28 protein-coding genes and 2 tRNA genes are annotated in these 26,928 nt (G+C 66.3%); 3 read left to right on the top strand and 27 right to left on the bottom strand.

The genetic code is table 11. The features are described 5' to 3' along the window. Nucleotides 1-10 precede the first annotated feature (10 nt). Nucleotides 11-1,027 carry a purine-nucleoside phosphorylase gene (locus AC1DS0_RS01720; protein ID WP_476812667.1) on the top strand — a complete coding sequence of 339 codons (1,017 nt, stop codon included), beginning with the start codon at nucleotides 11-13 and terminating at the stop codon, nucleotides 1,025-1,027. Nucleotides 1,028-1,030: 3 nt separating this feature from the next. Here AC1DS0_RS01720 and queA read toward each other — a convergent pair whose 3' ends face one another. From queA to AC1DS0_RS01595, 25 genes are all read right to left on the bottom strand, one after another. Next, nucleotides 1,031-2,125 carry a tRNA preQ1(34) S-adenosylmethionine ribosyltransferase-isomerase QueA gene (gene queA, locus AC1DS0_RS01715; RefSeq protein WP_476812666.1) on the bottom strand — a complete coding sequence of 365 codons (1,095 nt, stop codon included), beginning with the start codon at nucleotides 2,123-2,125 and terminating at the stop codon, nucleotides 1,031-1,033. Nucleotides 2,126-2,201: 76 nt separating this feature from the next. Then, nucleotides 2,202-2,669 (bottom strand): peptidylprolyl isomerase, encoded by a 468-nt coding sequence (locus tag AC1DS0_RS01710; RefSeq protein WP_476812665.1) that lies wholly within the window; start codon nucleotides 2,667-2,669, stop codon nucleotides 2,202-2,204. After that, complete coding sequence (locus AC1DS0_RS01705) at nucleotides 2,669-3,301, bottom strand: hypothetical protein (RefSeq protein ID WP_476812664.1); 633 nt, start codon at nucleotides 3,299-3,301, stop codon at nucleotides 2,669-2,671. The genes AC1DS0_RS01710 and AC1DS0_RS01705 overlap by 1 nt, the downstream gene beginning before the upstream one ends. A 4-nt stretch (nucleotides 3,302-3,305) precedes the next feature. Further along, complete coding sequence (locus AC1DS0_RS01700) at nucleotides 3,306-3,878, bottom strand: peptidylprolyl isomerase (RefSeq protein WP_476812663.1); 573 nt, start codon at nucleotides 3,876-3,878, stop codon at nucleotides 3,306-3,308. Nucleotides 3,879-4,273: 395 nt separating this feature from the next. After that, nucleotides 4,274-4,504: a DUF1467 family protein gene (locus AC1DS0_RS01695; RefSeq protein WP_476812662.1), complete on the bottom strand. Its 231-nt coding sequence runs from the start codon at nucleotides 4,502-4,504 to the stop codon at nucleotides 4,274-4,276. Beyond that, nucleotides 4,501-4,902: a RidA family protein gene (locus AC1DS0_RS01690; RefSeq protein ID WP_476812661.1), complete on the bottom strand. Its 402-nt coding sequence runs from the start codon at nucleotides 4,900-4,902 to the stop codon at nucleotides 4,501-4,503. The genes AC1DS0_RS01695 and AC1DS0_RS01690 overlap by 4 nt, the downstream gene beginning before the upstream one ends. A 3-nt stretch (nucleotides 4,903-4,905) precedes the next feature. After that, nucleotides 4,906-5,310 (bottom strand): methylmalonyl-CoA epimerase, encoded by a 405-nt coding sequence (gene mce, locus AC1DS0_RS01685; RefSeq protein ID WP_476812660.1) that lies wholly within the window; start codon nucleotides 5,308-5,310, stop codon nucleotides 4,906-4,908. Nucleotides 5,311-5,358: 48 nt separating this feature from the next. Continuing rightward, nucleotides 5,359-7,029 (bottom strand): ribonuclease J, encoded by a 1,671-nt coding sequence (locus AC1DS0_RS01680; RefSeq protein WP_476812659.1) that lies wholly within the window; start codon nucleotides 7,027-7,029, stop codon nucleotides 5,359-5,361. A gap of 169 nt (nucleotides 7,030-7,198) precedes the next feature. After that, nucleotides 7,199-7,978 carry a biotin--[acetyl-CoA-carboxylase] ligase gene (locus AC1DS0_RS01675; protein ID WP_476812658.1) on the bottom strand — a complete coding sequence of 260 codons (780 nt, stop codon included), beginning with the start codon at nucleotides 7,976-7,978 and terminating at the stop codon, nucleotides 7,199-7,201. Nucleotides 7,979-7,986: 8 nt separating this feature from the next. Continuing rightward, complete coding sequence (gene nuoN / locus AC1DS0_RS01670) at nucleotides 7,987-9,417, bottom strand: NADH-quinone oxidoreductase subunit NuoN (protein WP_476812657.1); 1,431 nt, start codon at nucleotides 9,415-9,417, stop codon at nucleotides 7,987-7,989. A 10-nt stretch (nucleotides 9,418-9,427) separates the two neighbouring features. After that, nucleotides 9,428-10,939, bottom strand: a complete 1,512-nt coding sequence (locus AC1DS0_RS01665) for an NADH-quinone oxidoreductase subunit M (protein ID WP_476812656.1) — start codon at nucleotides 10,937-10,939, stop codon at nucleotides 9,428-9,430. A 4-nt stretch (nucleotides 10,940-10,943) separates the two neighbouring features. Then, nucleotides 10,944-12,974 carry an NADH-quinone oxidoreductase subunit L gene (gene nuoL, locus AC1DS0_RS01660; protein ID WP_476812655.1) on the bottom strand — a complete coding sequence of 677 codons (2,031 nt, stop codon included), beginning with the start codon at nucleotides 12,972-12,974 and terminating at the stop codon, nucleotides 10,944-10,946. A 26-nt stretch (nucleotides 12,975-13,000) separates the two neighbouring features. Continuing rightward, nucleotides 13,001-13,309 carry an NADH-quinone oxidoreductase subunit NuoK gene (gene nuoK, locus AC1DS0_RS01655; RefSeq protein ID WP_091829440.1) on the bottom strand — a complete coding sequence of 103 codons (309 nt, stop codon included), beginning with the start codon at nucleotides 13,307-13,309 and terminating at the stop codon, nucleotides 13,001-13,003. After that, on the bottom strand, nucleotides 13,306-13,929 hold the full coding sequence (locus tag AC1DS0_RS01650) for an NADH-quinone oxidoreductase subunit J (RefSeq protein WP_476812654.1): 624 nt from the start codon (nucleotides 13,927-13,929) through the stop codon (nucleotides 13,306-13,308). Before AC1DS0_RS01650 ends, nuoK begins: the two co-directional genes overlap by 4 nt. Before the next feature lie 128 nt (nucleotides 13,930-14,057). Then, entirely contained in the window at nucleotides 14,058-14,546 is a 489-nt protein-coding gene (nuoI, locus tag AC1DS0_RS01645) for an NADH-quinone oxidoreductase subunit NuoI (RefSeq protein WP_057192642.1), read from the bottom strand. A 21-nt stretch (nucleotides 14,547-14,567) separates the two neighbouring features. Further along, on the bottom strand, nucleotides 14,568-14,807 hold the full coding sequence (locus tag AC1DS0_RS01640; protein WP_476812653.1) for a hypothetical protein: 240 nt from the start codon (nucleotides 14,805-14,807) through the stop codon (nucleotides 14,568-14,570). Next, nucleotides 14,807-15,826 (bottom strand): NADH-quinone oxidoreductase subunit NuoH, encoded by a 1,020-nt coding sequence (gene nuoH, locus AC1DS0_RS01635; protein ID WP_152014577.1) that lies wholly within the window; start codon nucleotides 15,824-15,826, stop codon nucleotides 14,807-14,809. The genes AC1DS0_RS01640 and nuoH overlap by 1 nt, the downstream gene beginning before the upstream one ends. Nucleotides 15,827-15,832: 6 nt before the next feature. Beyond that, the gene (gene nuoG, locus AC1DS0_RS01630) at nucleotides 15,833-17,896 is read right to left on the bottom strand and encodes an NADH-quinone oxidoreductase subunit NuoG (protein WP_476812652.1); all 2,064 of its coding nucleotides are present in this window, start codon (nucleotides 17,894-17,896) and stop codon (nucleotides 15,833-15,835) included. A gap of 4 nt (nucleotides 17,897-17,900) precedes the next feature. Further along, the gene (gene nuoF / locus AC1DS0_RS01625) at nucleotides 17,901-19,205 is read right to left on the bottom strand and encodes an NADH-quinone oxidoreductase subunit NuoF (protein WP_092154251.1); all 1,305 of its coding nucleotides are present in this window, start codon (nucleotides 19,203-19,205) and stop codon (nucleotides 17,901-17,903) included. A 10-nt stretch (nucleotides 19,206-19,215) separates the two neighbouring features. Further along, nucleotides 19,216-20,448, bottom strand: a complete 1,233-nt coding sequence (nuoE, locus tag AC1DS0_RS01620) for an NADH-quinone oxidoreductase subunit NuoE (protein ID WP_476812651.1) — start codon at nucleotides 20,446-20,448, stop codon at nucleotides 19,216-19,218. Between the two features lie 290 nt (nucleotides 20,449-20,738). Continuing rightward, nucleotides 20,739-21,929: an NADH-quinone oxidoreductase subunit D gene (locus AC1DS0_RS01615; RefSeq protein ID WP_454027339.1), complete on the bottom strand. Its 1,191-nt coding sequence runs from the start codon at nucleotides 21,927-21,929 to the stop codon at nucleotides 20,739-20,741. Further along, entirely contained in the window at nucleotides 21,926-22,363 is a 438-nt protein-coding gene (locus AC1DS0_RS01610) for a GFA family protein (protein ID WP_476812650.1), read from the bottom strand. Before AC1DS0_RS01610 ends, AC1DS0_RS01615 begins: the two co-directional genes overlap by 4 nt. A gap of 4 nt (nucleotides 22,364-22,367) precedes the next feature. Then, complete coding sequence (locus AC1DS0_RS01605) at nucleotides 22,368-22,973, bottom strand: NADH-quinone oxidoreductase subunit C (protein ID WP_476812649.1); 606 nt, start codon at nucleotides 22,971-22,973, stop codon at nucleotides 22,368-22,370. A 36-nt stretch (nucleotides 22,974-23,009) separates the two neighbouring features. Beyond that, entirely contained in the window at nucleotides 23,010-23,588 is a 579-nt protein-coding gene (locus tag AC1DS0_RS01600) for a NuoB/complex I 20 kDa subunit family protein (protein WP_152014951.1), read from the bottom strand. Nucleotides 23,589-23,667: 79 nt separating this feature from the next. Further along, a complete protein-coding gene (locus AC1DS0_RS01595; protein ID WP_091830508.1) occupies nucleotides 23,668-24,033 on the bottom strand; it encodes an NADH-quinone oxidoreductase subunit A in 366 nt (121 codons plus the stop codon). A gap of 410 nt (nucleotides 24,034-24,443) precedes the next feature. On the opposite strand from AC1DS0_RS01595, the gene AC1DS0_RS01590 reads away from it, so the two are divergent. Further along, the gene (locus AC1DS0_RS01590) at nucleotides 24,444-25,055 is read left to right on the top strand and encodes a YcbK family protein (RefSeq protein WP_476812648.1); all 612 of its coding nucleotides are present in this window, start codon (nucleotides 24,444-24,446) and stop codon (nucleotides 25,053-25,055) included. Nucleotides 25,056-25,292: 237 nt separating this feature from the next. Here the strand turns inward: AC1DS0_RS01590 and AC1DS0_RS01585 are convergent. After that, nucleotides 25,293-25,369 (bottom strand) — tRNA-Asp (locus AC1DS0_RS01585). Between the two features lie 354 nt (nucleotides 25,370-25,723). Here AC1DS0_RS01585 and AC1DS0_RS01580 point away from each other — a divergent pair. Beyond that, nucleotides 25,724-25,799, top strand: a tRNA-Val gene (locus tag AC1DS0_RS01580). 19 nt (nucleotides 25,800-25,818) lie between these two features. Here the strand turns inward: AC1DS0_RS01580 and AC1DS0_RS01575 are convergent. Then, nucleotides 25,819-26,901 (bottom strand): MerR family transcriptional regulator, encoded by a 1,083-nt coding sequence (locus AC1DS0_RS01575; RefSeq protein WP_476812647.1) that lies wholly within the window; start codon nucleotides 26,899-26,901, stop codon nucleotides 25,819-25,821. Nucleotides 26,902-26,928: the final 27 nt, after the last annotated feature.

The following is a 26,928-nucleotide window of genomic DNA, read 5'->3' as shown; positions in this document are numbered from 1 at the left end:
GGAGAGCGCCATGAACCGGATCGCCAGCGGGCTGGGAGCAGCCCTTCTCAGCCTCGCCCCGCTCGGCATTGGCGGCGCGGCCGAGGCGGCACCGACCAAGGTCAAGGTCTTCGTCGCCTCGATGTTCGAGATCGGCGCCAATACCGGCGACCGGGCCGGCGAGTTCCAGCACTGGTATGAGCGCTATTGGCAGAAGAGCCAGCCGCACCAGGTGCGCGGCGCGCTGAAGCCGGCCTATTGCAATGACGACGGCGTCTGCGGCGCGGTGCTTGGCATGGGCAAGGTCAACTCGTCCTCCTCGATGCAGGCGATCCTGCTCGATCCGGACTACGACTTCTCGCAGGCCTATTTCGTCATCACCGGCGTTGCCGGCACACCGCCCTCGCGCGGCACGATCGGCGACGTCTCCTGGGGAACCTGGCTGGTCGACTATGATCTCGGCCATCGCTGGGCGCCGGAGGAGGGCAAGCCGGGCGAGCCGGTGTTCATCCCGCGCAAGGGCTATGAGGAGTACCGGGTCTTCAAGCTCAACCCGACCCTGATCGGCTGGGCGACGCGGCTCAGCGCCGGGGTCAACCTGCAGGATTCGGAGTCGGCGAAGCAATATCGCCAGCGCTACCCGAACGAGAAGGCGCGGGCGGCGCCCTCCGTCCAGACCGGCACGCATATGACCGGCGACACCTTCTTCCACGGCCCTGGCCTGTCGAAGGAGGCGCAGTACATGGCGAAGCTCTATGGCGCCGACGACTATGTCATCACCGAGATGGAGGCGGCGGCGATCACGCTGGTGATCAAGCGCCAGTTCGGCACCGACCGGATCCTCAGCCTGCGCGGCGCAGTCAATTTCGACCAGGGCAATCCGAACGAGACGACCCAGCAGCATCTCGACCCGGCGCCGGGCCAGACGGCCGGCGGCTTTGCCGAGACCGTCGCCAATGTCGAGGCGGTCGGCTCGCGCGTCGTCGATCACATCGTCGGCAACTGGGGCGAGTGGCAGAAGGGCGTGCCGCCGCTGCCGGCGAAGTAGAGCTCAGGCCGTCTTATCGGCCCGGAACAGCAGGCTGCCATCGCCATAGGAGTAGAAGCGATAGCCCTCGGCGATGGCGTGGGCATAAGCACGCTTCATCACATCGAGCCCGCTGAAGGCGCTGACGAGCATGAACAGCGTGGAGCGCGGCAGGTGGAAATTGGTCATCAGCAGGTCGACGGCGCGGAAGCGATAGCCCGGCGTGATGAAGATCGCCGTATCACTCGAGAACGGCCGAATGACGCCATCCTCGCCGGTCGCGCTTTCGAGCAGGCGCAGCGAGGTCGTGCCGACCGCGACGATGCGCCCGCCCGCAGCCTTGACCGCGTTGAGCGCGTCGGCGGTCGCGGCGCTGACCGTGCCCCATTCGGCATGCATGCGATGCTCGTCGGTGTCGTCGGCCTTGACCGGCAGGAAGGTGCCGGCGCCGACATGGAGCGTGACGAAGTGGCTGGAGACGCCGCGATCCTTGAGTGCGGCGAACAACTCGGGCGTGAAGTGCAGGCCGGCCGTTGGGGCGGCGACGGCGCCCTCCTCGCGGGCATAGGTTGTCTGGTAGTCGTGGGCGTCGGCCTGGTCGGTCGCGCGCTTGCCGGCGATGTAAGGCGGCAGCGGTAACTCGCCGAGCCGCGCGATCGCCTCGTCGAGATAGGGACCGGTCAGCGAGAAGCGCAGGCCGATATCGCCGCCCTCCCCCTTGTCCTCGACCTCGGCCTGAAGCCGGGCGAGCTCGCAGGCATTGCCGGCACCGTCGCTGTCGAAGACGATCGTTTCGCCAACGGCGAGCTTCTTGGCCGGACGGGCGAAGGCGCGCCAGCGGTCATCCGCCTCGCGCTTGTGCAGCATGATCTCGACACGGGCCGAGGCTTCGCCGCGATAGCGCCGCCCCCACAGCCTGGACGGGATGACGCGGGTGTCGTTCAGCACCAGCGCATCGCCCGGCTGGAGCAGCTCGACGAGGTCGCGGATGCCACGATCCTCGAATGGCTCGGGGGTATCTGGGCGCACCACGAGCAACCTTGCCGCATCGCGCGGGCTCACTGGCCGCAGTGCGATGCGTTCCTCGGGCAGGTCGAAGTCGAAGAGGCCGACGTCCATGGACCGATCCTAAAAAGTCATCCCGGGCCGACCAAGTCGACCCGGGATGACTTTGTTCGCGGCGTGTGGGAACGCCTCAGGCGTCCGCCTGCACCTTCAGCGAGACGATGGAGTCGGGATCGCGCACCGGCTCGCCACGCTTGATCGTATCGACGACCTCCATGCCTTCCACGACCTGGCCCCAGGCAGTGTACTGCTTATCGAGGAAGCGGGCGTCGTCGAAGACGATGAAGAACTGGCTGTTGGCCGAGTTCGGATTCTGGGCGCGGGCCATCGAGCAGATGCCGCGGACATGCGGCTCGGCGTTGAATTCCTGGGCGAGGTCCGGATAGCTCGAGCCGCCGGTGCCGGTGCCATGCGGGCAGCCGACCTGTGCCATGAAGCCGTCGATGACGCGGTGGAAGACGATGCCGTCATAGAAACCCTCGCGGGCGAGCAGCTTGATGCGCTCGACATGGTTAGGGGCGAGGTCCGGCCGCAGCTTGATCACCACGCGGCCCTTGGTGGTCTCCATGACGAGGGTGTTCTCGGGATCGAGCGACATCAGACTGATCTTTCGTTGGTCGGCACACGGCCGAAGAAGCGGATGGTAATCGGGCGGCCTGCGATACTCCCTCCGAGCCCCGGCGACAACCTCATCGGCGTGCAATCGCGCACCGCACGCATCAAGGAGTCGCTGAAACGCTCGCGCAAACCGGGCGGCGCGCGCCGCATCTCCCAGGTGACGCGCGGCTGGCCGAAGAGCGTGCCGTCGCGGCGCAGGCTGAAGCGGACACTGGCGCTGGCGCCGCCGCTTTGGGCATCGAGCGCAGGCGGCTTCCAGCAGCGCCGCAGTGCCGGGCCGATCTGGTCGAGCCGATCGACGGTCGCTTCGCCGAAGCCGATCGTCTCGGGATTGACGGTGCCGATGACGCCGCGATCGACGCCGGGCGTCGGCGACGGCGCCACCGGGCGGCGTGCGCCCTCGCCGAACGGGCCGCCGACACCCGGCATGTAGCGCTGGCCCGACTGCGGCGGCAGCACCGGGTTCTGCGAGCCGGAAGGCGGTGGCAGCACGGGGTTCTGGAAGCCCGAAGCGGGCGGCAGGCCGAGGTCGCGCGTGTCCTGCGCTTGCGCCGAGCCGCTGGCGCAGGCCAGCAGCACAAGCATGAGCGCAGGCACGCGCGAGCGGCGCATCGGATTACTTGGCGTCCGCCAGCAGGCGCATGCGGATGATCTTGTCAGGGCCGCTCACCGAACCGTTGTTGGCGCTGCTGCCCTTCTTGATCTTGCGCACGGCGTCCATGCCCGAGACGACCTCGCCGAACAGGGTGTACTGGCCGGTCAGCGAGCCGCAGCCCTCGAAGCAGATGAAGAACTGCGAATTGGCCGAGTTCGGGCTCTGCGAACGGGCCATGCCGACCGAACCGGCCTTGTAGGGGGTCGGGGTGAATTCGGCCGGGATGTTCGGCAGGTCGGAACCGCCGGTGCCGTCGCCCTTCGGATCGCCGGTCTGGGCCATGAAGCCGTCGATGACGCGGTGGAAGACGATGCCGTCATAGAAGCCGCGCTTGGTCAGGGCCTTGATCTGCTCGACATGCTTAGGCGCGAGGTCCGGCCGCAGGCGGATGGTGACGCGCCCGTCCTTGGTGTCGAGTGCCAGGGTGTTCTGCGGATCGAGATTAGCCGGCGCCGGCGCCTGGGCGTTTGCTTGAGACTGGGCCAGGCCGATCGAAGCGGAAAGTGCCAGGGCGGCGAGCGTGGTGCGAAGCATCGAAAAACCTCTCCTGACCGCCGGAACGGCCCGGCGCATCTGACGTTGCGAGGTAGCGGCATCCTATGACTGGAACAAGGCGCAGAATCGTGCACGGCGAACAATGTTGCACCGCACAAGAACAAACTGGAATAATTTTGCAAAAAGTTCGGGCGCAAGCTGCCTAAACAGGTGACAACATTATTGCGATCGGCTAATCACTCTGGCGCTGGGCTCGCCCGACCGTTTTCAGGGCGCCGCGGACCAGGTCTCGGGAGGAACAAACAGCCGTCTGGTATATGAGTGCGCGGGAATAACGGCGCGCCGATACTGCGGTAAAAAAACAGACTTCCAAGGGCAAGGCGCAAGCCTTGCCTTTTGTTTTGGTCTATACGCTAAGCTCTACTGAACACTGTTCAGGCATCGAGCTGGGTCCAGACATACCAGACCATGCAAAAGACGATGCCTGCGAGGATTGTCGTCGCGATCGCCTTCTTGACCAGGCCCGGCAGGACTGGAGCACCGGGATCGGTGCCCTTCTCGACCTCGCCACTTTCCGACTGGCTGCGCACGCCAAAAGGCAGCACGGCGAACAGCACCGTCCACCAGATCACGAAATAGACCGCGAGACCTCCGCCGATCGTCATGACGACCTGCCCTCGCCACCCAGGGCAATGCATGCGAACGCGACCTTGGCCTGCGTCGGCACGCCGAAGCGCGCCGTGTGCCGAGCCGGCAAGCCATTCGGGAAATGCTTCACATATTCAGCATTGCAGGCGGCATAATCGCTGGGGTCGGTGATCAGCATCGTCATCTGCACGACGCGATCGAGGCTGCTGCCGGCCTCGGCCAGGATGGCGGCGACATGCGCCAGCGCCTGCCGCACCTGCTCGGCCGGCGTCTCGCCGCGCAGGATGCCCTTGGCCGGCTCATGGGGCGCCGACTGGCCGGAGACGAAGACAAGGCCACCAGCCCGCGTCGCGAGGCTGAAGGGGCGCAGCGAGCCGGCTTCCGGCTCGCCGAAGAATGCGATCTCGGAGGTCATGGCTCAGGCCTGCTCCAGCTCGACGAGCGTGCCGCAGAAATCCTTGGGGTGCAGGAAGAGCACCGGCTTGCCATGGGCGCCGATGCGCGGCTCGCCCGAGCCGAGCACGCGCGCGCCCTGCGCCTTCAGCCGGTCACGCGCCGCGAGGATGTCGTCGACCTCGTAGCAGATGTGGTGGATGCCGCCGTCGGGATTGCGCTCGAGGAACTTGGCGATCGGCGAATCCGTGCCCATCGGCTCCAGCAGCTCGACCTTGGTGTTCGGCAGCTCCACGAACACGACGGTAACGCCATGCTCCGGCTGCGGCAGCGGCTGCGAGACGCGGGCGCCGAGCGTGTCGCGATAGAGCGCGGTCGAGGCGGCGAGATCCTTCACGGCGATGGCGACGTGGTTGAGGCGTCCGATCATGCAAAGACTCCGTTCAGGCGCAGCGTTCAGCGGGCGATATGCCCGATCCTACACCGTGATCACCAGCGCGTTCACCAGCGGCTTCTTGCCCCACTCCTCGTTGACCGCAGCGCGCACGCCGCGTTCGAGCGCGTTGCGCACGGCCTCGGGATCGCGGCGCTTGCCCTTGGGGAGGCCCTCGATCAGGTCCTCGACCGCGTCGGCGACGATATCGTCGAAGGGCGTGCCATCCTTGGCGGCAAGCGGCAGGCCGATCAGCGCGACCTCCGGGTCACCGGCGAGTTCGCCCTTCTCATCCAACGCCACCGCGATCGAGATGACGCCGGCGAAGGACAGCTTGCGGCGCTCGGGAATGGTGCGGTCGAGAGCGCCGATCAGGAGCTCGCCATCCTGGTAGAGCCGGCCATGCTGGACTTCGGTGAGCTTGCGGGCCCCGTCCTCGGCGATCGCAACGACATCGCCATTGCCGGCGCGCAGCACATGCTTGACGCCGAGGCTGCGGGCGAAGGTGGCGTGCTCGGTCAGGTGCTGATCCTCGCCATGGGCGGGAATCGCGATCTTCGGCTTCAGCCAGCCATAGAGCCGCGCCAGTTCCTCGCGCCGCGGGTGGCCGGAGACATGCACGAGATGGGTGCGGTCGGTGATGATCTCGATATTGTCGCGCGCCAGCCGATTGAGGATAGCGCCGACGGCCTTCTCGTTGCCGGGGATGGTACGGGAGGAGAAGATCACCCGGTCGCCCGGCGAGAGCGCGATCTCGGGATGGTCGTCGGCAGCAATCCGCGAGAGTGCGGCGCGCGGCTCACCCTGGCTGCCGGTCACGAGCGCCACGACCCTGTCGCGCGGCAGATAGCCATAGGTCTCGACTCCGCGGAACGCGGGAATGCCGTCGAGGAAGCCGCATTCGCGGGCGACGTCGATGACGCGGTCCATGGCGCGGCCGACGACGACGACCTCGCGCTGATTGGCCATCGCAGCCTCGGCGACGGCGCGCAGGCGCGCCACATTCGAAGCGAAGGTGGTGACGGCGACGCGGTTCGGGGCGGAGGCGACCAGCTCCTTGAGCTTGGCGGCGACATCCGCCTCGCTCGGGCTGATGCCGTCGCGCAGGACATTGGTGGAGTCGCAGATCAGCGCCAGCACGCCCTCCTCGCCGAGCTCGCGCAGGCGCGCCTCGTCGGTCGGCAGGCCGACGCGCGGGGTCGGGTCGATCTTCCAGTCACCGGTATGGACGACGAGGCCTGCCGGGGTGCGGATCGCGAGCGCGTTCGATTCCGGGATCGAATGCGCCACCGGGACGAACTCGATGTCGAACGGGCCGAGCGTGAAGCGCCCGCCCTGGGCGACGATGTTCATCTCGACCTTGGGCGCGCCCGGCTCGGAGAGGCGCCGGGTCGCCAGCAGCCCGGCGGCGAAGCGCGTGCACCAGACCGGAACGCGCAGCGAGGGCCAGAGCGCGGCGAGCGCGCCGATATGGTCCTCATGGGCGTGGGTGATGACGATGCCGAGCAGGTTGGCCCGATCCTGGATGATGTAGCTGAGGTCGGGCAGGACGATGTCGACGCCCGGCGCCTCCGGCCCGGCGAAGGAGAGCCCGCAATCGACCAGGATCCATTTGCGCTTCTTTTCCGGCCCGAAGCCGTAGAGCGCGGCGTTCATGCCGATCTCGCCGAGGCCACCGAGCGGAACGAAGACGAGCTGGTCGCTGGAACGGGTCACTGGCTATCCTGACGCAAGTCACGGGCTAAGGAAATCGACCGTCGATTCGGCCGCGATGGCGCGGCCAAGACCGCCTGTCCGGGATGACGGACTGTGTATCCGCCAAAACGAACCCCGCTCTAGCATGCCCTCGCCCCTGCCTCCATAGCGGCAGGAGCACCCGCCCATATCAGCTCTGGATCGGAGAAGTTGGCGCGGCAGCGCCGAAATAGAGATCGCCGGCATCGATCAGCCGTCGGCCGACGTCCGTCTCCAATTCGAGCCGTCCAGAGGCGTCGAGGCCAAGGAAGCGGCCGGAGACCGGCCCCTCCGGCAGGCGCATGGTGATGGTCTCACCGAGATAGGCGGCGCGCTCCAGCCAGGCGGCGCGGGTCGGGCCGAAACCACCCGGCAGCGACCAGGCCGAGAAGCGCTGGTGCCAGGCATCCGACAAGGCCGCCAGCAGGCGCTCTACGGTCACGTCCGCTGCATGCGCGGAAAGGTCAGCGGCAGGATAAGGCGTCCCCTCCGGTGCAGAGGCGATGTTCACGCCGATACCGATGACGACGTTGAAGCGCCCTGCCCGGTTCTCGCCCTCGAGCAACAGGCCCGAGGTCTTGGCCCCGCCGATCAGCAGGTCGTTCGGCCATTTCAGGGCGAGTGTCGGCGCGGAAAGGCCGGTCACGGCTGCAGCAGCATCGTGCAAGGCAAGGCCCGCAACGAAGCCGAGCTGCGGCGCCAGCGCCGGCTCGCATGGCGCGACCAGGAGCAGGCTGGCGTAGAGATTACCGGGCGGCGAGCCCCAACGCCGGCCATGCCGGCCGCGGCCGGCATTCTGGCTTTTCGCGACGATCCAGAGCCGCCCAGGGTCGCCCTCGCCCAGCGCCCGCCGCGCCTCCTCCATGGTGGAGGCGACCTCGTCGCGGACGATCAGGCGATAGCCGGCGGCGCGAGCGCCCTCGCCGAGCACCCAGGTCCTCAGAACAGCGACTTCGCTGCCGCAGCAGCGGAGTCGAACAGCGGCGCCGGCAGGAAGGACAGCACCAGCACGAACAGCGCCGAGATCAGCAGCACGGTGCGCACACCGGCGTCGCCCTTGTCGAAGGCCGGCTTGGCATCGTCGAAATAGATCAGCTTGACGATCCGCAGATAGTAGTAAGCGCCGACGACGCTGGTGATCACGCCGACGACGGCGAGCACGTAGAGCTTGGCCTCGATCGCGGCGAGGAAGACGTACCACTTCGCCCAGAAGCCGGCGAGCGGCGGGATGCCGGCGAGCGAGAACATCATCATCGACATCGCGAAGGCCATCCAGCCATTGGTGCGGGACAGGCCGGCGAGTTCGCCGATCTCCTCGACCGGCTTGCCATTGCGATTCATCATCAGGACGCAGGCGAAGGCGGCGAGCGTGGTGGCGAGATAAATCGCCATATAGGTCATCACGCCCTGGACGCCGGCCGGCGTGCCGGCGGCAAGGCCGACGAGCGCGTAGCCCATGTTCGCGATCGAGGAATAGGCGAGCAGTCGCTTGATGTTGGTCTGGCCGATCGCGGCGAAGGCGCCGAGCGCCATCGAGGCGATCGCCATGAAGAGGATAATCTGCTGCCAGTCGTGCAGCGCGCCCGGGAAGGCACCGACGAAGATGCGCACGGTCATCGCCATCGCCGCCATCTTGGGCGCCGAGGCGAAGAAGGCGGCGACCGGGGTCGGGGCGCCCTCATAGACGTCCGGCGTCCACATATGGAACGGCACGGCCGAGATCTTGAAGGCGACGCCGGCGGCGACGAAGACGAGGCCGATGATCAGGCCGATGCCGGGATGACCGCCCTTCACCGCTTCGGCGATACCGGCATAGCTCACCGTGCCGGTGAAGCCGTAGACCATCGACGCACCGTAGAGCAGCATGCCCGAGGAGAGCGCGCCGAGAACGAAATATTTCAGGCCGGCCTCGGTCGAGCGCGGATTGTCGCGATCGAAGGCGGCGACGACGTAGAGCGCGAGCGACTGCAGCTCCAGGCCAACATAGAGCCCGATCAGGTCGCTGGCCGAGATCATCATCATCATGCCGATGGTGGCGAGGACGACGAGGATCGGGAATTCGAAGCGCATGGCGCCGTCGCGGCGCAGGAAATCGGCCGAAAGCACGATCGCGGCCGCGGCCCCGATCAGCGTCAGCACCTTCATGAAGCGGGCGAAGCCATCGGCGATGAAGGCGCCGTTGAAGGTGACGACCTTGCCCTCGCCACGCAGGACGAGCACCAGCGCCAGAGCCAGCAGCGCGAGCGCCGCGATCTCGAGCGCGCGCGTCGAGCGCTCACCCTGGATCGCGCCGTAAAGCACCATGGCGATGGCGCCCAGCGCCATGACGATTTCCGGAAGCGCCGGACCGAAAGCGGGCAAGGTGGTCATCGGAGCAACCTTATTGGACTGCCAGCATCGCCGTCTTCGCGGCGGTGATGGCGGCCTGATAGTTCTTGATGAGGGCTTCGGTCGGCGCCGCGAAGGCGTCGAGGATCGTGCCGGGCGCGATGCCGTACCAGATCGTCAGCAGGACGAGCGGCACGAAGATCGCGATTTCGCGGGCGTTGAGGTCGGTGATGTCCTTGAGCTCGGGCTTCACCAGCTCGCCGAAGACGACGCGGCGATAGAGCCAGAGGGCATAGCCCGCCGACAGGATCACGCCGGTCGTCGCCAGGAACGCCACCCAGGGATTGGCCTTGAAGGCGCCCATCAGCGTCAGGAACTCGCCGACGAAGCCGGCGGTGCCAGGCAGGCCGACATTGGCCATGGTGAAGATCATGAACACCACCGCATAGAGCGGCATCCGGTTCACCAGGCCGCCATAGGCGGCGATCTCGCGGGTGTGCATGCGGTCGTAGATCACGCCGACGCAGAGGAAGAGCGCGCCGGAGACCAGGCCGTGGCTGACCATCTGGAACATCGCGCCCTGGATGCCCTGCGGCGTCAGGGTGAACAGGCCCATGGTGACGAAGCCCATATGCGCCACCGAGGAGTAGGCGATCAGCTTCTTGATGTCCTCCTGCATCAGCGCCACCAGCGAGGTGTAGATGATGGCGATGACGGAGAGCGCGAAGACCAGCGGCGCGAACATCGCCGAGGCGTCCGGGAACATCGGGATCGAGAAGCGGATGAAGCCGTAGCCGCCCATCTTCAGCAGGATCGCCGCCAGGATGACGGAGCCCGCCGTCGGCGCCTCGACGTGCGCGTCGGGTAGCCAGGTGTGGACCGGCCACATCGGCATCTTCACCGCGAAGGAGGCGAAGAAGGCGAGCCAGAGCCAGGGCTGCATCTGGACGGGGAACTTGTGCGCCAGCAACGTCGGGATGTCGGTCGTGCCGGCGTTCCAGTACATCGCCATGATGGCGAGCAGCATCAGCACCGAGCCGAGCAGCGTGTAGAGGAAGAACTTGTAGGAGGCGTAGACCCGGCGCTTGCCGCCCCAGATGCCGATGATCAGGAACATCGGGATCAGGCCGGCTTCGAACAGCAGGTAGAACAGCACGAGGTCGAGCGCGACGAAGACGCCGATCATCAGCGTCTCGAGGATCAGGAACGCGACCATGTACTCGCGCACCCGCTTCTCGACCGAGGTCCAGGACGCCAGGATGCAGAACGGCATCAGGAAGGCGGTCAGGACCACGAAGGGGAAGGAGAAGCCGTCGACGCCGAGCTTGAACTTGATGATGTCGGAGACCCAGGCATGGGTCTCGACCATCTGGAAGCCGGGATTGGCCGAGTCGAACCGCCCCCAGGCAATCAGCGCTAGGACGAACGTTCCCGTCGTGAAGAACAGCGCCGCCCAACGAGCGTTCGAATTGACCGAGGCCTCGTCGCCGCGCAGCGCCAGGATGAAGGCGGCGCCGACCAGCGGCAGGACCAGGAGACCGGTGAGGATACCGAAGCCTAACATCATCTCACCCGCGGGCCATGAGGTACCAGGTCACCAGCCCGGCGACGCCGATCAGCATGGCGAAGGCATAGTGGTAGACATAGCCGGTCTGCAGCCGCACGACCCGGTTGGTCACGTCGACGACACGGGCCGAGACCCCGTCCGGGCCTAGGCCGTCGATGACGGCGCCGTCGCCCTTCTTCCAGAGGAAGCGGCCGAGCCACATCGCCGGACGCACGAACAGGAAGTCGTAGATCTCGTCGAAGTACCACTTGTTGAGCAGGAACTTGTAGAGCACCGGGTTGGCCGCGGCGAGCTTGCCGGGCACGTCCTTGCGCAGCACGTACATGTAGAGCGCCAGCAGGAACCCGACCAGCATCGCGACGAAGGGCGACCAGACCACCCATTTCGGCACTTCGTGCATGGCGTGCAGGATGTGGTTGTCCTTGCCGGTGAACAGCGCGGCCTTCCAGAAGTGCTCGTAGTCGTGGCCGATGAACGCCTCCTTGAAGACGTAGCCGGCCGCCAGCGCACCGAGCGAGAGCGCGGCGAGCGGGATCAGCATGACGAGCGGGCTCTCATGCGGCGTGTGGTCGTGACCATGACCGTGGCCGTGATCATCGTGAGCATGCGCGGCATGGGCGTGATCGTCATGCCCGTGACCATGCGCATGATCGTCGTGACCATGGCCGTGGCCACCCCAGCGCGGGGCACCCTCGAAGGTCATGAAGTAAAGCCGCCAGGAGTAGAACGAGGTCATCAGCGCGGCGACGACCAGCAGCACGAAGGCGTAGGAGCTGGCGAAGCCGCCATGCGCCACCGAGGCATAGGCGCTCTCGATGATCGCGTCCTTGGAGAAGTAGCCAGCGAAGAGCGGGAAGCCGGTCAGCGCCAGCGTGCCGATCGTCATCGCGGCCGCGGTCCACGGGATGTGCTTACGCAAGCCGCCCATGTTCCGCATGTCCTGCTCATGGTGCATCGCATGGATGACCGAGCCGGCGCCCAAGAACAGCAGCGCCTTGAAGAAGGCGTGGGTGAACAGGTGGAAGATGCCGGCCGAGTAGGCGCCGACGCCCATCGCCACGAACATGTAGCCGAGCTGCGAGCAGGTCGAATAGGCGATGACGCGCTTGATGTCGTTCTGCACCAGGCCGACGGTCGCGGCGAAGAAGGCGGTGGTGGCGCCGATGACGACGACGACGGTCAGCGCGACCGGGGCGTATTCGAAGATCGGCGACAGGCGTGCCACCATGAAGACGCCGGCGGTGACCATGGTCGCGGCATGGATCAGCGCCGAGACCGGCGTCGGGCCTTCCATCGCGTCCGGCAGCCAGGTGTGCAGCATGAACTGCGCCGACTTGCCCATGGCACCCATGAACAGCAGCAGGCAGGTCAGCGTCAGCGCGTTCCAGTCATAGCCGAGGAAGCGGAAGCTGCGCTCCGTGAGACCGGCGATCTGCGGGAAGATGCTGTCGAAGGCGACCGAACCGGTCAGCACGAAAACCAGGAAGATGCCAAGCAGGAAGCCGAAATCGCCGACGCGGTTGACGACGAAGGCCTTGATCGCCGCGGCGTTGGCCGAGGGCTTCTGATACCAGAAGCCGATCAGGAGATAGGAAGCGAGACCGACGCCTTCCCAACCGAAGAACATCTGAACCAGGTTGTCGGCCGTCACCAGCATCAGCATGGCGAAGGTGAACAGCGAGAGATAGCCGAAGAAGCGCGGCCGCGACGGGTCTTCGTGCATGTACCCGATCGAATAGAGGTGCACGAGCGAGGAGACGGTGTTGACGACGACCAGCATGACCGCGGTCAGCGTGTCGATCCGGAAGGCCCAGTCGACGCGCAGATCGGCCGACGCCAGCCAGGTCGCAACCTGGATGCGGGTGGTGCCGGAGCCGAAGCCAACCTGGAAGAAGGCGACCCAGGACAGCGCCGCCGAGACCAGCAGCAGCGTGGTGGTGACGATCTCCGAGGCGCGGGCGCCGATCAGCCGGCCGAAGAGGCCGGCGATCAGGAAGCCGATCAGGGGAAGGAAGACGATCGCTTGATACATGGCAGGTTACGGGCGCGTTGCCGCGCTCAGCCTTTCATCATGTTGATGTCTTCCACCGCGATCGTGCCGCGGTTGCGGAAGTAGACGACGAGAATGGCGAGCCCGATCGCGGCCTCGGCAGCAGCGACGGTCAGCACCAGCATGGCGAAGACCTGGCCGACGATGTCGTTCAGGAAGCTCGAGAAGGCGACGAAGTTGAGGTTGACCGAGAGCAGGATCAGCTCGATCGACATCAGGATGACGATGACGTTCTTGCGGTTGATGAAGATGCCAAGCACGCCAAGCGTGAACAGGATCGCAGCGACCGCGAGATAAGATCCAAGCCCGACCATCACGCCATCTCCTCCGGAACGCCGGCGCGCGAGGGCACCTGCTTCACATCCATCGCCGCAGCCTTGGTGCGGGCGTTCTGCGTCGGGATATCCTGGCGCTTGATGCCCTTGCGATCGCGCAGCGTCAGCACGATCGCGCCGATCATCGCAACGAGCAGCACGAGGCCGGCCGCCTGGAAGTAGTAGATGTACTTCGTGTAGAGCACCTGGCCGAGCGCGGCGGTGTTGGTGACGCCCGCGGGAATCGCCGCGACGGGCGCACGCACGATCTGCGGGTCGATCACCCAGGCGCCGACGACCAGCAGCAGCTCGACCGCGAAGATCAGGCCGATCAGGCCGCCGATCGGCAGGTATTGCAGGAAGCCCTGGCGCAGCTCGGCGAAATCGACGTCGAGCATCATCACCACGAAAAGGAAGAGCACCGCGACCGCGCCGACATAGACGACGACCAGCAGCATCGCCAGGAACTCGGCCCCGAGCAGCAGGAACAGGCCCGCCGCGTTGACGAAGGCGAGGATCAGGAACAACACCGAATGCACCGGGTTGCGCGCCGAAATCACCATCAGCGCCGAGGCGATGGTGACGCCTGAGAAGAGATAGAAGAAAGCCGCTGCGGCATTCATCTTCGCCAGCCTTTCCGCCCTTGCGGGCGGCCCTCGTTTCATCAAGCGGCGGGTCGCGACCCGCCGCAGTTTGGAGCGTCTATAGTCAGGCCCGCCGGACGCGACAACCGCGCGACGGGCCGTAGTCCTCAGCGATACGGCGCATCCATCGCGATGTTGCGCGCGATCTCGCGTTCCCAGCGGGCACCGTTATCGAGCAGCTTGTCCTTGTCGTAGAACAGCTCCTCGCGCGTCTCGGTGGCGAACTCGAAATTCGGCCCCTCGACGATGGCATCGACCGGGCAGGCCTCCTGGCAGAAGCCGCAATAGATGCACTTGGTCATGTCGATGTCGTAGCGCGTCGTGCGGCGGGTGCCGTCATTGCGGCGCGGGCCGGCCTCGATCGTGATCGCCTGCGCCGGGCAGATCGCCTCGCAGAGCTTGCAGGCGATGCAGCGCTCCTCGCCGTTCGGATAGCGGCGCAGCGCGTGCTCGCCCCGGAAGCGCGGCGAGAGCACGCCCTTCTCGAAGGGGTAGTTCAGCGTCGCCTTCGGCTTGAAGAAATAGCGCATCGACAAGGCGAACGCGCCGACGAACTCCTTGAGGAGCAGTCCCTTGGCGGCTTGCGCGAGTGACATCAGTCTCGTCCTTCTCTCGTCTCAGCCAAACAGAGTCCGGCCGACCAGGTAACCGACGATGGGCAAACCACCCACCGACACCACCAGCACCGCCGCCTTCAACAGGCGGATGCGCCGTTCGTAATCATCCTTCTCGGCCTGCGTCGTGGAGCTGTCGGTGCGGCGCAAGGCGCCGACCACCAGCCCAGTGACGAGCCGATATTCGATCAGACCGACGACGAAGCCGATCAGGGCTCCAATCAGGCCGGCCTGCCCCGACATCAGGGCGCGGGGCCCCAACCCGTGATCTGCAGCACCGCCGCAACGATCACGACACAAGCCAGCGACAGCGGCAGGAAGACCTTCCAGCCCAGCCGCATCAGCTGGTCATAGCGGTAGCGCGGCACGAAGGCCTTCACCATGGCGAACATGAAGAAGACCAGCATGACCTTCAGCACGAACCAGACCACGCCCGGCAGCCAGGTGAAGGGCGCGATCGGGAACGGCGGCAGCCAGCCCCCGAGGAACAGGATCGTGGTCAGCGCGCACATGGTCATGATCGCCACGTATTCGCCGAGCATGAACAGCAGATACGGGGTCGAGGAGTACTCGACCATGAAGCCCGCGACGAGCTCCGATTCCGCCTCGGCCAGATCGAAGGGCGGCCGGTTCGTCTCGGCCAGCGCCGAGACGAAGAAGACGATGAACATCGGGAAGAGCGGCAGCCAGTACCAACCAAACAGGCCCGCCTTGGTGTTCTGCGCCTCGACGATCGCCGACAGGTTCAGCGAGCCGACGCAGAGCAACACGGTGACGATCACGAAGCCGATCGAGACCTCGTAGGAGACCATCTGCGCCGCCGAGCGCAGCGCGCTGAGGAACGGGTACTTCGAGTTCGAAGCCCAGCCGCCCATGATGATGCCGTAGACGCCGAGCGAGGAGATCGCGAAGATGTAGAGCACGCCGACATTGATGTCGGCGATCGCCCAGCCTTCCGCCACCGGAATCACCGCCCAGGCCGCCAGCGCGAGCAGGCAGGTGACCAGCGGCGCCAGCAGGAACACACCCTTGTTGGAGCCCGACGGGATGATCGGCTCCTTGAAGACGAACTTCAGGAGGTCGGCGAAGCTCTGCAGCAGGCCGAAGGGGCCGACCACGTTCGGGCCGCGGCGCAGCTGCACCGCCGCCCAGACCTTGCGGTCGGCCAGCAGCATGAAGGCGATGAAGACCAGTAGCGCGACCAGGAGCAGCAGGCTCTTGCCGGCGATGATCGCGAGATCGAGGACGAGGTCCCAGTTCATCGAGGCTTACTCCGCCGCCTGGCGCATGCGGCCGGAGGCCAGCGCCGAGCATTCCGCCATCACCGCCGAAGCGCGGGCGATGGGGTTCGTGGTGTAGAAATCGGCGACCGCCGGGGTAAAGCCGGCCTTGTCGGTCGCGCCGCCCTGCCCCGCCAGCTTCGCCAGCCCGGCACGATCGCTTTCGGCGACCATGTCGACCGCAGCGAAATGCGGATGGGCGGCATAGAGCTCGCGGCGCAGTGCCGACAGCGAATCGAAGGGCAGCGGCTTGCCGAGCGAGGCGGAGAGCGCCCGCAGGATCGCCCAGTCCTCCTTGGCGTCGCCGGGCGGGAAGGTGGCGCGAGCGGCCATCTGCACCCGCCCTTCGGTATTGACGAAGGTGCCGGACTTCTCGGTATAGGCCGCACCCGGCAGGATCACGTCGGCGCGGTGCGCGCCCTTGTCGCCATGGCTGCCCTGGTAGATCACGAAGGCGCCGGCCGGCACCTCGATCTCGTCGGCGCCAAGCAGGAAGAGCACGTCGAGCGCGCCCTCCCTCGTCATGTGGGCGACGTCATGACCACCCTCGCCCGGTACGAAGCCGAGATCGAGACCGCCGACGCGGGCCGCCGCGGTGTGCAGCACGCCGAAGCCGTTCCAGCCATCCTTGACCGCGCCGAGCACCTCGGCCGCCTTGGCCGCGAGCGAGAGCACGGCGGCGCCGTCGCCGCGGGTGAGAGCGCCCTGCCCGACCAGCACCATCGGCCGCTCGCCAGCAGGACCGGCGCGCTTGACCAGATCGGCCAGCGTCTCGGCGCCTGCGCCGAGATAGTCATAGGCATAGGTCAGGTCGACCTTCTCGCCGATCAGCGAGACCTTGAAGTCGCCGCGCAGCCAGCGCTTGCGAATGCGGGCGTTGACGATCGGCGCCTCGCGGCGCGGGTTCGAGCCGATGATCAGCAGCGAGGTCGCATCCTCGATGCCGGCGATACCGGTGTTGAGGATGTAGGCAGCGCGGCCGAAAGCCGGGTCGAGCTTCGCCCCGTCCTGGCGGCAATCGAGGTTGTTCGAGCCGAGGCCGACGATCAGGCCCTTAAGCGCATACATCTCCTCGACCGCGGCGAGATCGCCGGCGATCGCGCCGATGCGCTCAGGCTTGGCGGCCTTGAGCTTCCCCGCGACCAGCGCGAGCGCTTCGGTCCAGCTCGCCGGGCGCAGCGCGCCGTTCTCGCGGATGTAAGGCTGGTCGAGACGCTGGGTCCTGAGGCCGTCGGCGATGTGGCGGGTCTTGTCGGAGATCCACTCCTCGTTCACCGCCTCGTTGATGCGCGGCAGCACCCGCATCACCTCACGGCCGCGCGAGTCGACGCGGATCGCCGAGCCGACCGCGTCCATCACGTCGATGGATTCGGTCTTGGTCAACTCCCAGGGCCGGGCCTTGTTCTGGTAGGGCTTGGAGGTCAGGGCGCCGACCGGGCAGAGGTCGACGACATTGCCCTGCAGCTCCGAGCTCATCGCGTGCTCGAGATAGGTGGTGATCTCCATGTCCTCGCCGCGGCCGATGGCGCCGAGGTCGGAGGCACCGGCGACCTCGGTGGTGAAGCGGACGCAGCGCGTGCACTGGATGCAGCGCGTCATCGAGGTCTTGACCAGCGGGCCGATATACTTGTCCTCGACGGCGCGCTTGTTCTCGGCATAGCGCGAGGTGTCGACGCCGTAGGCCATGGCCTGGTCCTGCAGGTCGCACTCGCCGCCCTGGTCGCAGATCGGGCAGTCGAGCGGGTGATTGATGAGCAGGAACTCCATCACCCCTTCGCGCGCCTTCTTGACCATGGGCGACTTGGTCGAGACGACCGGCGGCTCGCCGTTCGGGCCGGGGCGCAGATCGCGCACGCCGATGGCGCAGGAGGCCTGCGGCTTCGGCGGGCCGCCCTTCACCTCGACCAGGCACATGCGGCAATTGCCGGCGATCGAGAGGCGCTCATGGAAGCAGAAGCGCGGCACCTCGGCGCCCGCCGCCTCGCAGGCCTGGAGCACGGTGTACTCCGGCGGGACGTCGACCTCGATGCCGTCGATGAGGAGTTTGGTCATGGTCTCACTCCGCCGCCATGAGCCTGACCGGCTCGCCATGCGGGTTGGCGGCATAGTCGTCGATGCGCTGCTCGATCTCGTGACGGAAATGGTTGATCAGGCCCTGGATCGGCCAGGCGGCAGCATCGCCCAGCGCGCAGATGGTGTGGCCCTCGATCTGCTTGGAAACGTCGAGCAGCATGTCGATCTCGCGCTTCTGGGCGCGCCCTTCCGCCATGCGGTTGACGACACGCCACATCCAGCCGGTGCCCTCGCGGCACGGCGTGCACTGGCCGCAGCTCTCATGCTTGTAGAAATAGCTGATGCGGGCGATGGCGCGGATGATGTCGGTCGACTTGTCCATCACGATCACCGCCGCCGTGCCGAGGCCCGACTTCAGCTTGGAGAGCGAGTCGAAATCCATCGGCGTGTCGATGATCTGCTCGGCCGGCACCATGCGCACCGAGGAGCCGCCGGGAATGACCGCCTTGAGATTGTCCCAGCCGCCGCGGATGCCGCCGCAATGGCGGTCGATCAGCTCGCGGAAGGTCAGGCCCATCGCCTCTTCGACGTTGCAGGGCTTGTTCACATGGCCCGAGACGCAGAACAGCTTGGTGCCGACATTGTTCGGCGTGCCGATCGAAGAGAACCAGCTGGCGCCGCGGCGCAGGATGGTCGGCGCGACCGCAATCGACTCGACGTTGTTGACGGTGGTCGGGCAGCCATAGAGGCCGACATTGGCCGGGAAAGGCGGCTTCAGCCGCGGCATGCCCTTCTTGCCTTCGAGGCTCTCCAGCAGCGCCGTCTCTTCGCCGCAGATATAGGCGCCGGCGCCGTGATGGACATAGAGATCAAAGGGATAGCCGTGCTTGTTGTTCTTGCCGATGAGGTTCGCCTCATAGGCCTCGTCGACAGCGCGCTGCAGCGCCTCGCGCTCGCGGACATACTCGCCGCGGATGTAGATGTAGGCCGCATGCGCCCCCATGGCGAAGGAGGCGATCAGGCAGCCCTCGACCAGCGTATGCGGGTCGTTGCGCATGATCTCGCGATCCTTGCAGGTGCCCGGCTCCGATTCGTCGGCGTTGACGACGAGATAGTGCGGGCGCCCATCGCTCTGCTTGGGCATGAACGACCATTTCAGGCCGGTCGGGAAGCCGGCGCCGCCGCGCCCGCGCAGGCCCGACTTCTTCATCTCGTCGATGATCCAGTCGCGCCCCTGCTCGAGCAGGAACTTGGTGCCGTCCCAGGCGCCACGTTGCATGGCGCCCTTCAGCGACAAGTCGTGGAGGCCGTAGAGATTGGTGAAGATGCGGTCGCGATCAGCAAGCATCGTTATCGCCTCAGTTCGCCGGCTTGTCGCCGAGCTTGCTCTCCGGCCGCCAGCCGGTAGCGAGCTTCTTCGCCTGCGAGATCCAGTCGTCGCGCACGGCCCTGCCCTTGAAACCGGTCAGCCTTGCATCGACCCAGGCGAGCTCGGCCGGGGTCCAGGCCGCGACCTGGTCGAAGTGCCAGACGCCCATCTCGTTGAGCATCTTGCCGAGCTTGGGACCGACGCCCCAGATCAGCTCGAGATCATCGCCCTTGCCGCCGCGGGCCGCAGTCAGCAGCTGCGGCTTGGACTCGGCCACGGCAAGAGCCGGCTCGGCCGCCGGAGCAGCGTTGGCCGCCGGCGCCTTGGCCAGGGTATCCTTGATCGCCTTGCCGGTCGCGGAGGGAGTATCCTGCGCGGCGCTAGCCGGCTGGTTCGGCTCGGACGGCTTGGGACGCGCCGGCGCAGCGGACTCGGGAGCCGGCGCGGTCTTGACGTCGGTCGGGCCGGCCTTGGCCGTCGCTGCTGCAGTCTCGGCTTCCGCCTTGGCCTTGGCCTCGGCCGCGGCCTTCTCGCTAGCGATCCTGATCGCGGCCTCTTCGCGCTGCCTGCTAATGCGCTTCTGCCAGTCGCCGGCGCCGATCACCGAGCCATTGTACAGGGCCGGATCCTTCAGCGTGTCGCCGCCGCCAAGCGGCTCCGAACAGGAGCGGTCGACCTGCGGGCCGGGCTTAGTCGGGCGGCCGTGGCGCAGATCCTCGAGCAGCTTGCGGAAATTCTCAGGATTCAGGTCTTCGAAGTAGTCGAAATTGATCTGCGCCATCGGGGCATTGCAGCAGGCGCCGAGGCACTCGACCTCGAGCCAGGACAGCTTGCCGTCAGGGGTTACGGTCGATTGCGGGCCGATCACGTCCTCGCAGACCTTCTTCAGCGCCTCGGCGCCGCGCAGCGCGCAGGGCGTCGTGCCGCAGAGCTGGACGAAATGCGTGCCCACCGGCTGCAGGTTGAACATGGTGTAGAAGGTCGCGACCTCCAGCACCCGCATCGGCGCCATGCCGAGCTTATGGGCAACCGCTTCGATCGCGGCGCGCGGCAGCCAGCCATGATGCTGCTCCTGCGCCTTCCACAGGAGCGGGATCACGGCCGAGGCCTGGCGGCCTTCCGGGTACTTTGCGATCTGCTGGTCAGCCCAGTTCTCGTTCGCCGCATTGAAGGCGAAGGAGGCCGGCTGAACATGATCGGGTGCGAGGCGACGGACGGACATTCGATGCTCTCAACCCTGGCAATAGCTTCGATAGTGAGCGGCGGCACGCGGCAAGGCCGGCGCGCAACGCCCATAGTTCGGATCCTGGCCGCCACAGCTGCAGCTGTAGACGGCATCCGAGCAGCGGCGCACATAAATCCAGGAACACCAGCTCACATAGCCAGGCTGATCCTTGGCAACATAGCGGTACCCGGCCCCTTCAAGCTGCTGATAGGTCGGCCGCGACTGCGCCGACGCGCCGCAAGCGGCGATCGTGCATCCGAGCAGACCGATCAAGGCAGCGGCCAATCTCACCGATCGACCTCCCCGAAGACGATGTCGAGGGAGCCGAGGATCGCAGAGACGTCGGCGAGCATGTGCTTGCGGCACATGAAATCCATGGCCTGGAGATGGGCGAAGCCCGGCGCCTTGATCTTGCAGCGATAGGGCTTGTTGGTGCCGTCGGAGACGAGATAGACGCCGAATTCACCCTTGGGCGCCTCGACGGCGGCATAGACCTCGCCCTCGGGCACCTTGTAGCCCTCGGTGTAGAGCTTGAAGTGGTGGATCAGCGCTTCCATCGAGCGCTTCATCTCGCCGCGCTTGGGCGGCACCATCTTGCCGTCGAGCGAGGAGATCGGCCCGCCGCCGTCGGCGGAGAGCAGCTTCTCGCAGCACTGCTTCATGATCCGCACCGACTGGCGCATCTCTTCCATGCGGATGCAGTAGCGGTCGTAGCAGTCGCCGTTCTTGCCGACGGGGATGTCGAATTCCATCTCCTCGTAGCACTCGTAGGGCTGCGACTTGCGCAGGTCCCAGGGCGCGCCGGAGCCACGCACCATCACGCCCGAGAACCCCCACTTCCAGCAGGTCTCGAGATCGACGACGCCGATGTCGACATTGCGCTGCTTGAAGATGCGGTTGTCGGTGAGTAGGCCTTCGAGGTCGTCGCAGACCTTGAGGAACGGATCGCACCATTCGGCGATGTCGTGGATCAGCGAGGTCGGCAGGTCCTGGTGGACGCCGCCCGGCCGGACATAGGCCGCGTGCATGCGCGCGCCGCAGGCCCGCTCATAGAAGATCATCAGCTTCTCGCGCTCCTCGAAGCCCCAGAGCGGCGGGGTGAGCGCACCGACGTCCATCGCCTGCGTGGTGACGTTGAGGATGTGTGAAAGGATGCGGCCGATCTCGGAATAGAGCACGCGGATGAGCTGGCCGCGGCGCGGCACGGTCACGCCCATCAGCTTCTCGACGCCAAGCGCGAAGGCGTGCTCCTGATTCATCGGCGCGACATAGTCGAGCCGGTCGAAATAGGGCACGGCCTGGAGATAGGTCTTGTGCTCGATCAGCTTCTCGGTGCCGCGATGCAGCAGGCCGATATGCGGATCGACGCGCTCGACGATCTCGCCGTCGAGCTCCAGCACCAGGCGCAGCACGCCGTGCGCCGCCGGATGCTGCGGCCCGAAATTGATCGAGAAGTTACGGATGTTGTGTTCGGTCATGTCCGGCCTTCCTGGGCGGCATGGAATTCGGCGATCAGCTGCTCGCCGGTCTTGCGCCGGCGCTCGCCCGCGAAGGCGTAGAGGTCAGGCTTCTCGTCGATGAAGATCTCTTCGGCGAAGACGAGGCCGGACGGATCGTCGAGGCTCGGGAACGCCACCGCGACATGGCCCTGCCCCGAGCGCTGGCGCCAGAACAGGCTGGTGCCGCAGTTGCGGCAGAAGATGCGCTCGCCCCATTCCGACGAGGTGTAGACGGCAAGATGCGTCTCGTCGGCCACCGCCACGTCCGCGCAGGGCACGGTCATCAGCACGCCGCCGCTCCATTTGCGACACATGTCGCAATGACAGACGTCCATCTCGGGCTTCGCCATCGTCGCCGTGAAGCGAACGGAGCCGCAGAGACAGCCGCCGGAGAGTTTGTGGCCTTCGCCCATCCGCTCAGCCCGCCTTGGCCTTCTCGTCGCCCGGCAGGACGTATTCCGTCCCTTCCCAGGGCGAGAGGAAGTCGAAGTTGCGGAACTCCTGGTTCAGCTTCACCGGCTCGTAGACGACGCGCTTCTGCTCGTCGTCATAGCGGACCTCGACGAAGCCGGTCAGCGGGAAGTCCTTGCGCAGCGGATAGCCCTCGAAGCCGTAATCGGTGAGGATGCGGCGCAGATCCGGATGGTTCGAGAACAGGATGCCGTAGAAGTCGTAGGCCTCGCGCTCGTACCAGTTCGCGGCCGGGAAGACCTCGATCACGGAGGGGACCGGGGTCGCCTCGTCGGTCTGGACCTTGACGCGGATGCGTCGGTTATGGCGCGGCGAGAGCAGGTGATAGACCACCTCGAAGCGCTTCTCGCGCTGCGGATAGTCGGCGCCGGCGATGTCGGTGAAATTGACGAAGCGGAAGCGCTGATCGTCATAAAGGGTCTTAAGCACCTGTACGATCGAGGCAGCCTCGGCGAGCACGGTCAGCTCGTCATAGGCGACGACGATATCGGTCACTGCGCCGGGCAGCGCCGCCTTGATCTCTTCGCCCAATGTCACGAGCGCTTCGCTCATCGCATCACCTTCGCAAGCCACCGGTCCACGAGCGCCTCAGCGCTCGATCGTCCCGGTCCGCCGGATCTTCTTCTGCAGTAGCAGCACGCCGTAGAGCAGCGCTTCCGCGGTCGGTGGGCAGCCCGGCACATAGACGTCGATCGGCACGATGCGGTCACAGCCGCGCACCACCGAATAGCTGTAGTGGTAATAGCCGCCGCCATTGGCGCAGGAGCCCATCGAGATGACGTAGCGCGGCTCCGGCATCTGGTCGTAGACCTTGCGCAGGGCCGGAGCCATCTTGTTGGTCAGCGTGCCGGCGACGATCATCACGTCCGATTGCCGCGGGCTGGCCCGGGGAGCGAAACCAAATCGCTCGACGTCGTAGCGCGGCATGGAGAGCTGCATCATCTCGACCGCGCAGCAGGCGAGGCCGAAGGTCATCCACATCAGCGAGCCCGTGCGGGCCCAGTTGATCAGGTCGTCGCTCGCCGTGACGAGAAAGCCCTTGTCCGCCAGCTCGTTGTTGATCTCGGCGAAGTAGGGATCGCGGGCGCCGAGCGGCTTGCCGTCCGGGCCGAGCAGGCCCCGCGGCGCGGGCGCAACCAGCGGATCACCACGATCGATCGCTGTCATGGCCATCAGTTCGAACCTTTAGGTTTCGTCGAATGCAAGAACACGGACCGGAGCGTATCAGGTCTCTGCGACAAAGCGATCAATCCCACTCGAGCGCGCCCTTGCGCCACTCGTAGACGAAGCCGACCGTCAGCACGCCGAGGAACACCATCATCGACCAGAAGCCGACCCAGCCGAGGCCGCCGAAGGCGACAGCCCAGGGGAAGAGGAAGGCGACCTCGAGATCGAAGATGATGAAGAGGATGGCGACGAGATAGAAGCGCACGTCGAACTTCATGCGTGCGTCGTCGAAGGCGTTGAAGCCGCATTCATAGGCCGAGAGCTTCTCGGCGTCCGGCTTGGAATAGGCCACGGCGAAAGGCGCGATCAGCAGCGCGAGGCCGATCACCAGCGACAGGCCGATGAAGATCACCAGAGGCAGGTAGTCCGACAGCAGGGACTGCACAGGAAGAGCTTGCATCTGTCACCCCGCTTCAACCCGGCGCCGCGACTGGCGCCCTCAATCTCGCCAGTCGATTAGACCCTGCTTTAGAATCACGCAAGGGTTCGCCGCGCCGCACAACGCGCCTGTCGCCATGTCTTTGCCGCATATGCGCGAGCGGCCCGCGGAAGTGTCACGATTCTCTGCCGTTTCGGCGCCGATTTTCGTGACTGGCGACGCCGGGCGCAAGACGGTTGTCGCAGCGCGCAGAAGCATGGCAAACGGGGACGTAACGTTAAGTCTTCGGCGCCGGCACGATTCGTCGGCAAGCGCTGCCGATGCGTCAGGAGCACCGTTGCGGGAATGCCGTGGCCAACAACGCATCGTGATCGCGCACTCCTGGCCGCAGCCCTGCCATCGGCATCCCGGATCGCATGAGCGCAATGCGGAGGACAGCGCTCGCCTGCGCCGTCGCGATGGCGTTCGGCGCCGAGGCCGCGGCTCAGATGATGCTTGCGCCCTTGCCGCCCGGGCGTCCGTTCGATCTTGACCTGCAGGTCAAGCCGGGCGCACCGCCGATCGTCGTGCTTCCACAGGCTCCGGTCGAAGCCAGCGTCGTGACGACACCGGGCCCCGCGCCCACCCTCGCCCAGCCCGACGACGACGAAGGGCCGGAATGGCCGCAGCGCACGCCGGGGCAGACCGCCGAGGAACCCGCCTTCGATCCCAACGAGAAGCCCGACAGGCCAGGCATCTCGACCGATCCAGGCACCTCGATCGTCTGCCTGCCGCCGGTGCTGAAGGCGATTCTCGGCAAGATCTCAGACAAATACGGGGCGGTGAAGGTGACCTCGACCTGGCGCCCGCCCTGGCGGGCGCGGCGCGGCTCCTTCCACAAGCGCTGCGAGGCGATGGATTTCCGTGTGCCCGGAGTGAGGCCGCGCACCGTCCTGGAATGGGCGCGCACCCTGCCCGAGGTCGGCGGCAACAAGGTCTACTGGAACGGGCTGATCCATATCGACACCGGCCCGCGCCGGCCCTGGTGAGCGGATGCCAGGCCCTGCCCGGAGCTCATGGGCCTGAACCGACCCGGACCTTAGCGGTCGTTTCCCTAGCCGCCTCAGCACGGCATTGGCGACCGTCGAGCCGCACGACGGGGAGCCGAACCAGGAGCGACTTCCGGCACGGTCACGCAATTTACGGGAGGATGCGAGGCTGCATCCGAACAGCTTCAGCACGACATGAAGCAAGAGCTTCAACCTACTGGGATCATGTGCTGAAAATGGCGCGGGCGACGGGGCTCGAACCCGCGACCTCCGGCGTGACAGGCCGGCACTCTAACCAACTGAGCTACGCCCGCGCGGGCGGCGGAGGAACTCGTCCCCGGCGGCGTTGGGATTATGGCCCCCGGCCCTGACTGTCAAGCACAGAAGCCGTCAAAATATCGATCATCTCCAAAGTCCGTGGAAAGAGGCTGAAACTGGCAGTTCTCCAGCTCTGCGATCGAGCCGACGCATGCTGATCGATCGGCGTGCCCGGCCAGCGACGGCGAATCTGGGCGGCGGTCTCCACGGTTGCGTCGTTCCGGCATGGCGGCCTGGAGCCGTTCAGACCGCCCCGCGCCCTTCGCCGCGAAACTCGCCGCTGGGCAAAGCTGCGCACTTCGCGTCCTGTGGCTTGCGAAGCCGGCCCCGTAGCCTTAAACGGCGGGCAAGGGCGGTTAGCTCAGTCGGTAGAGCGCCTCGTTTACACCGAGGATGTCGGCGGTTCGAGCCCGTCACCGCCCACCAACCCTTCCCATCGTGCGACTCAGGCTGGCAGCATCCACAGCGTGTGGACCCGGCCATCCCCGCCGAAGCCGATGCCGCATTGCAGGGAGCCTCGAGCGAACTGCGCTTCGTAGATGTCGACGCCGTCCTCGCCGACGCGGCGGAATCCGAGCGATTGCAAACGGCCCTTCGCTTCGAGCTCGGCGCTGACGATCGGCTGCTGCTCGCGCACGAGTTCCGCGAGCTCCTCGCTCAGAAGCTCGAACGGCATGGTGCCGTGTTGCTGCTGTTCGAGGACCTCGCGCAAGGTCTCCTCGCTGCGCGGATGCGGAACCCGATTGCGCACGCGCTCGCCGAGCTCCTCGCGCTGGCGTTTCGCCTCCGCCTCGTCGATACGTGTGGCGACTGCCTCGTATCCGCCCTGATGAAGGGTCAGCGCCTCGGCCCGGTCATTACCAGTCGCCGCGAAGGTGAGCTGCGCCGGCACGACCTTCAGGAAGAAATTGCTTTCGCTCTCGGCGAAGAGCTCGAACTTCGGTTGCCCCGTGAGCTGCAGGAAGAGGCGATCGCCCTCCCGGGTAACGGCCATGATCAGGCCGGTGGGATGGCGGTAGAAGCCGGTGCAGCGCTCGAAGCGGCGCGGATCGATCTTGACCTCGGTGCGCGGCCGCGCCTGCTCGTAGCGCCGCCAGGCGACGGTGTCGGTGCTGGTCTCGGTCATGTTGGCCTCCTTCGCGAGCCTGATCAGTTCGTTGGCAGTGAGGGAGGTACCGGTGGCGAGCTTGGCCTGTGCGGCGCGGACGAGGGCAAGCCCCTGCTCGGCCCGCTCGCGCTGTTCTGTCAGCAGGTCGCGCTGGATGCCGAGGATACCGGCGAGATCGACCGCCTTGCCCTGCAACAGCGCGGTGATCCGCTTCAAGCTGAACCCCAATCGCTTCAGCGCCAGGATCTCGTGCAAACGGGCGATCTCGTCGGCGCCGTAGAGGCGCCAGCCCTTCTGCGTTCGCCGCGGCCGGATCAGGCCGTGCTCTTCGTAGAGCCGCAAAGCCCGCTTCGACAGACCGATCCGGGCTGCGCACTCATTGGCCTCGAGCCAGATCTCACCCGTATTTCGCACGCTCATCGGCACCTCCTGACCCAGCGCTAAGCT

Source organism: Allobosea sp. P4_H5 (genome assembly GCF_056400825.1).
The sequence above is the reverse complement of the archived record's forward strand: the minus strand, read 5'-3'. Positions and strand labels throughout refer to the sequence as shown.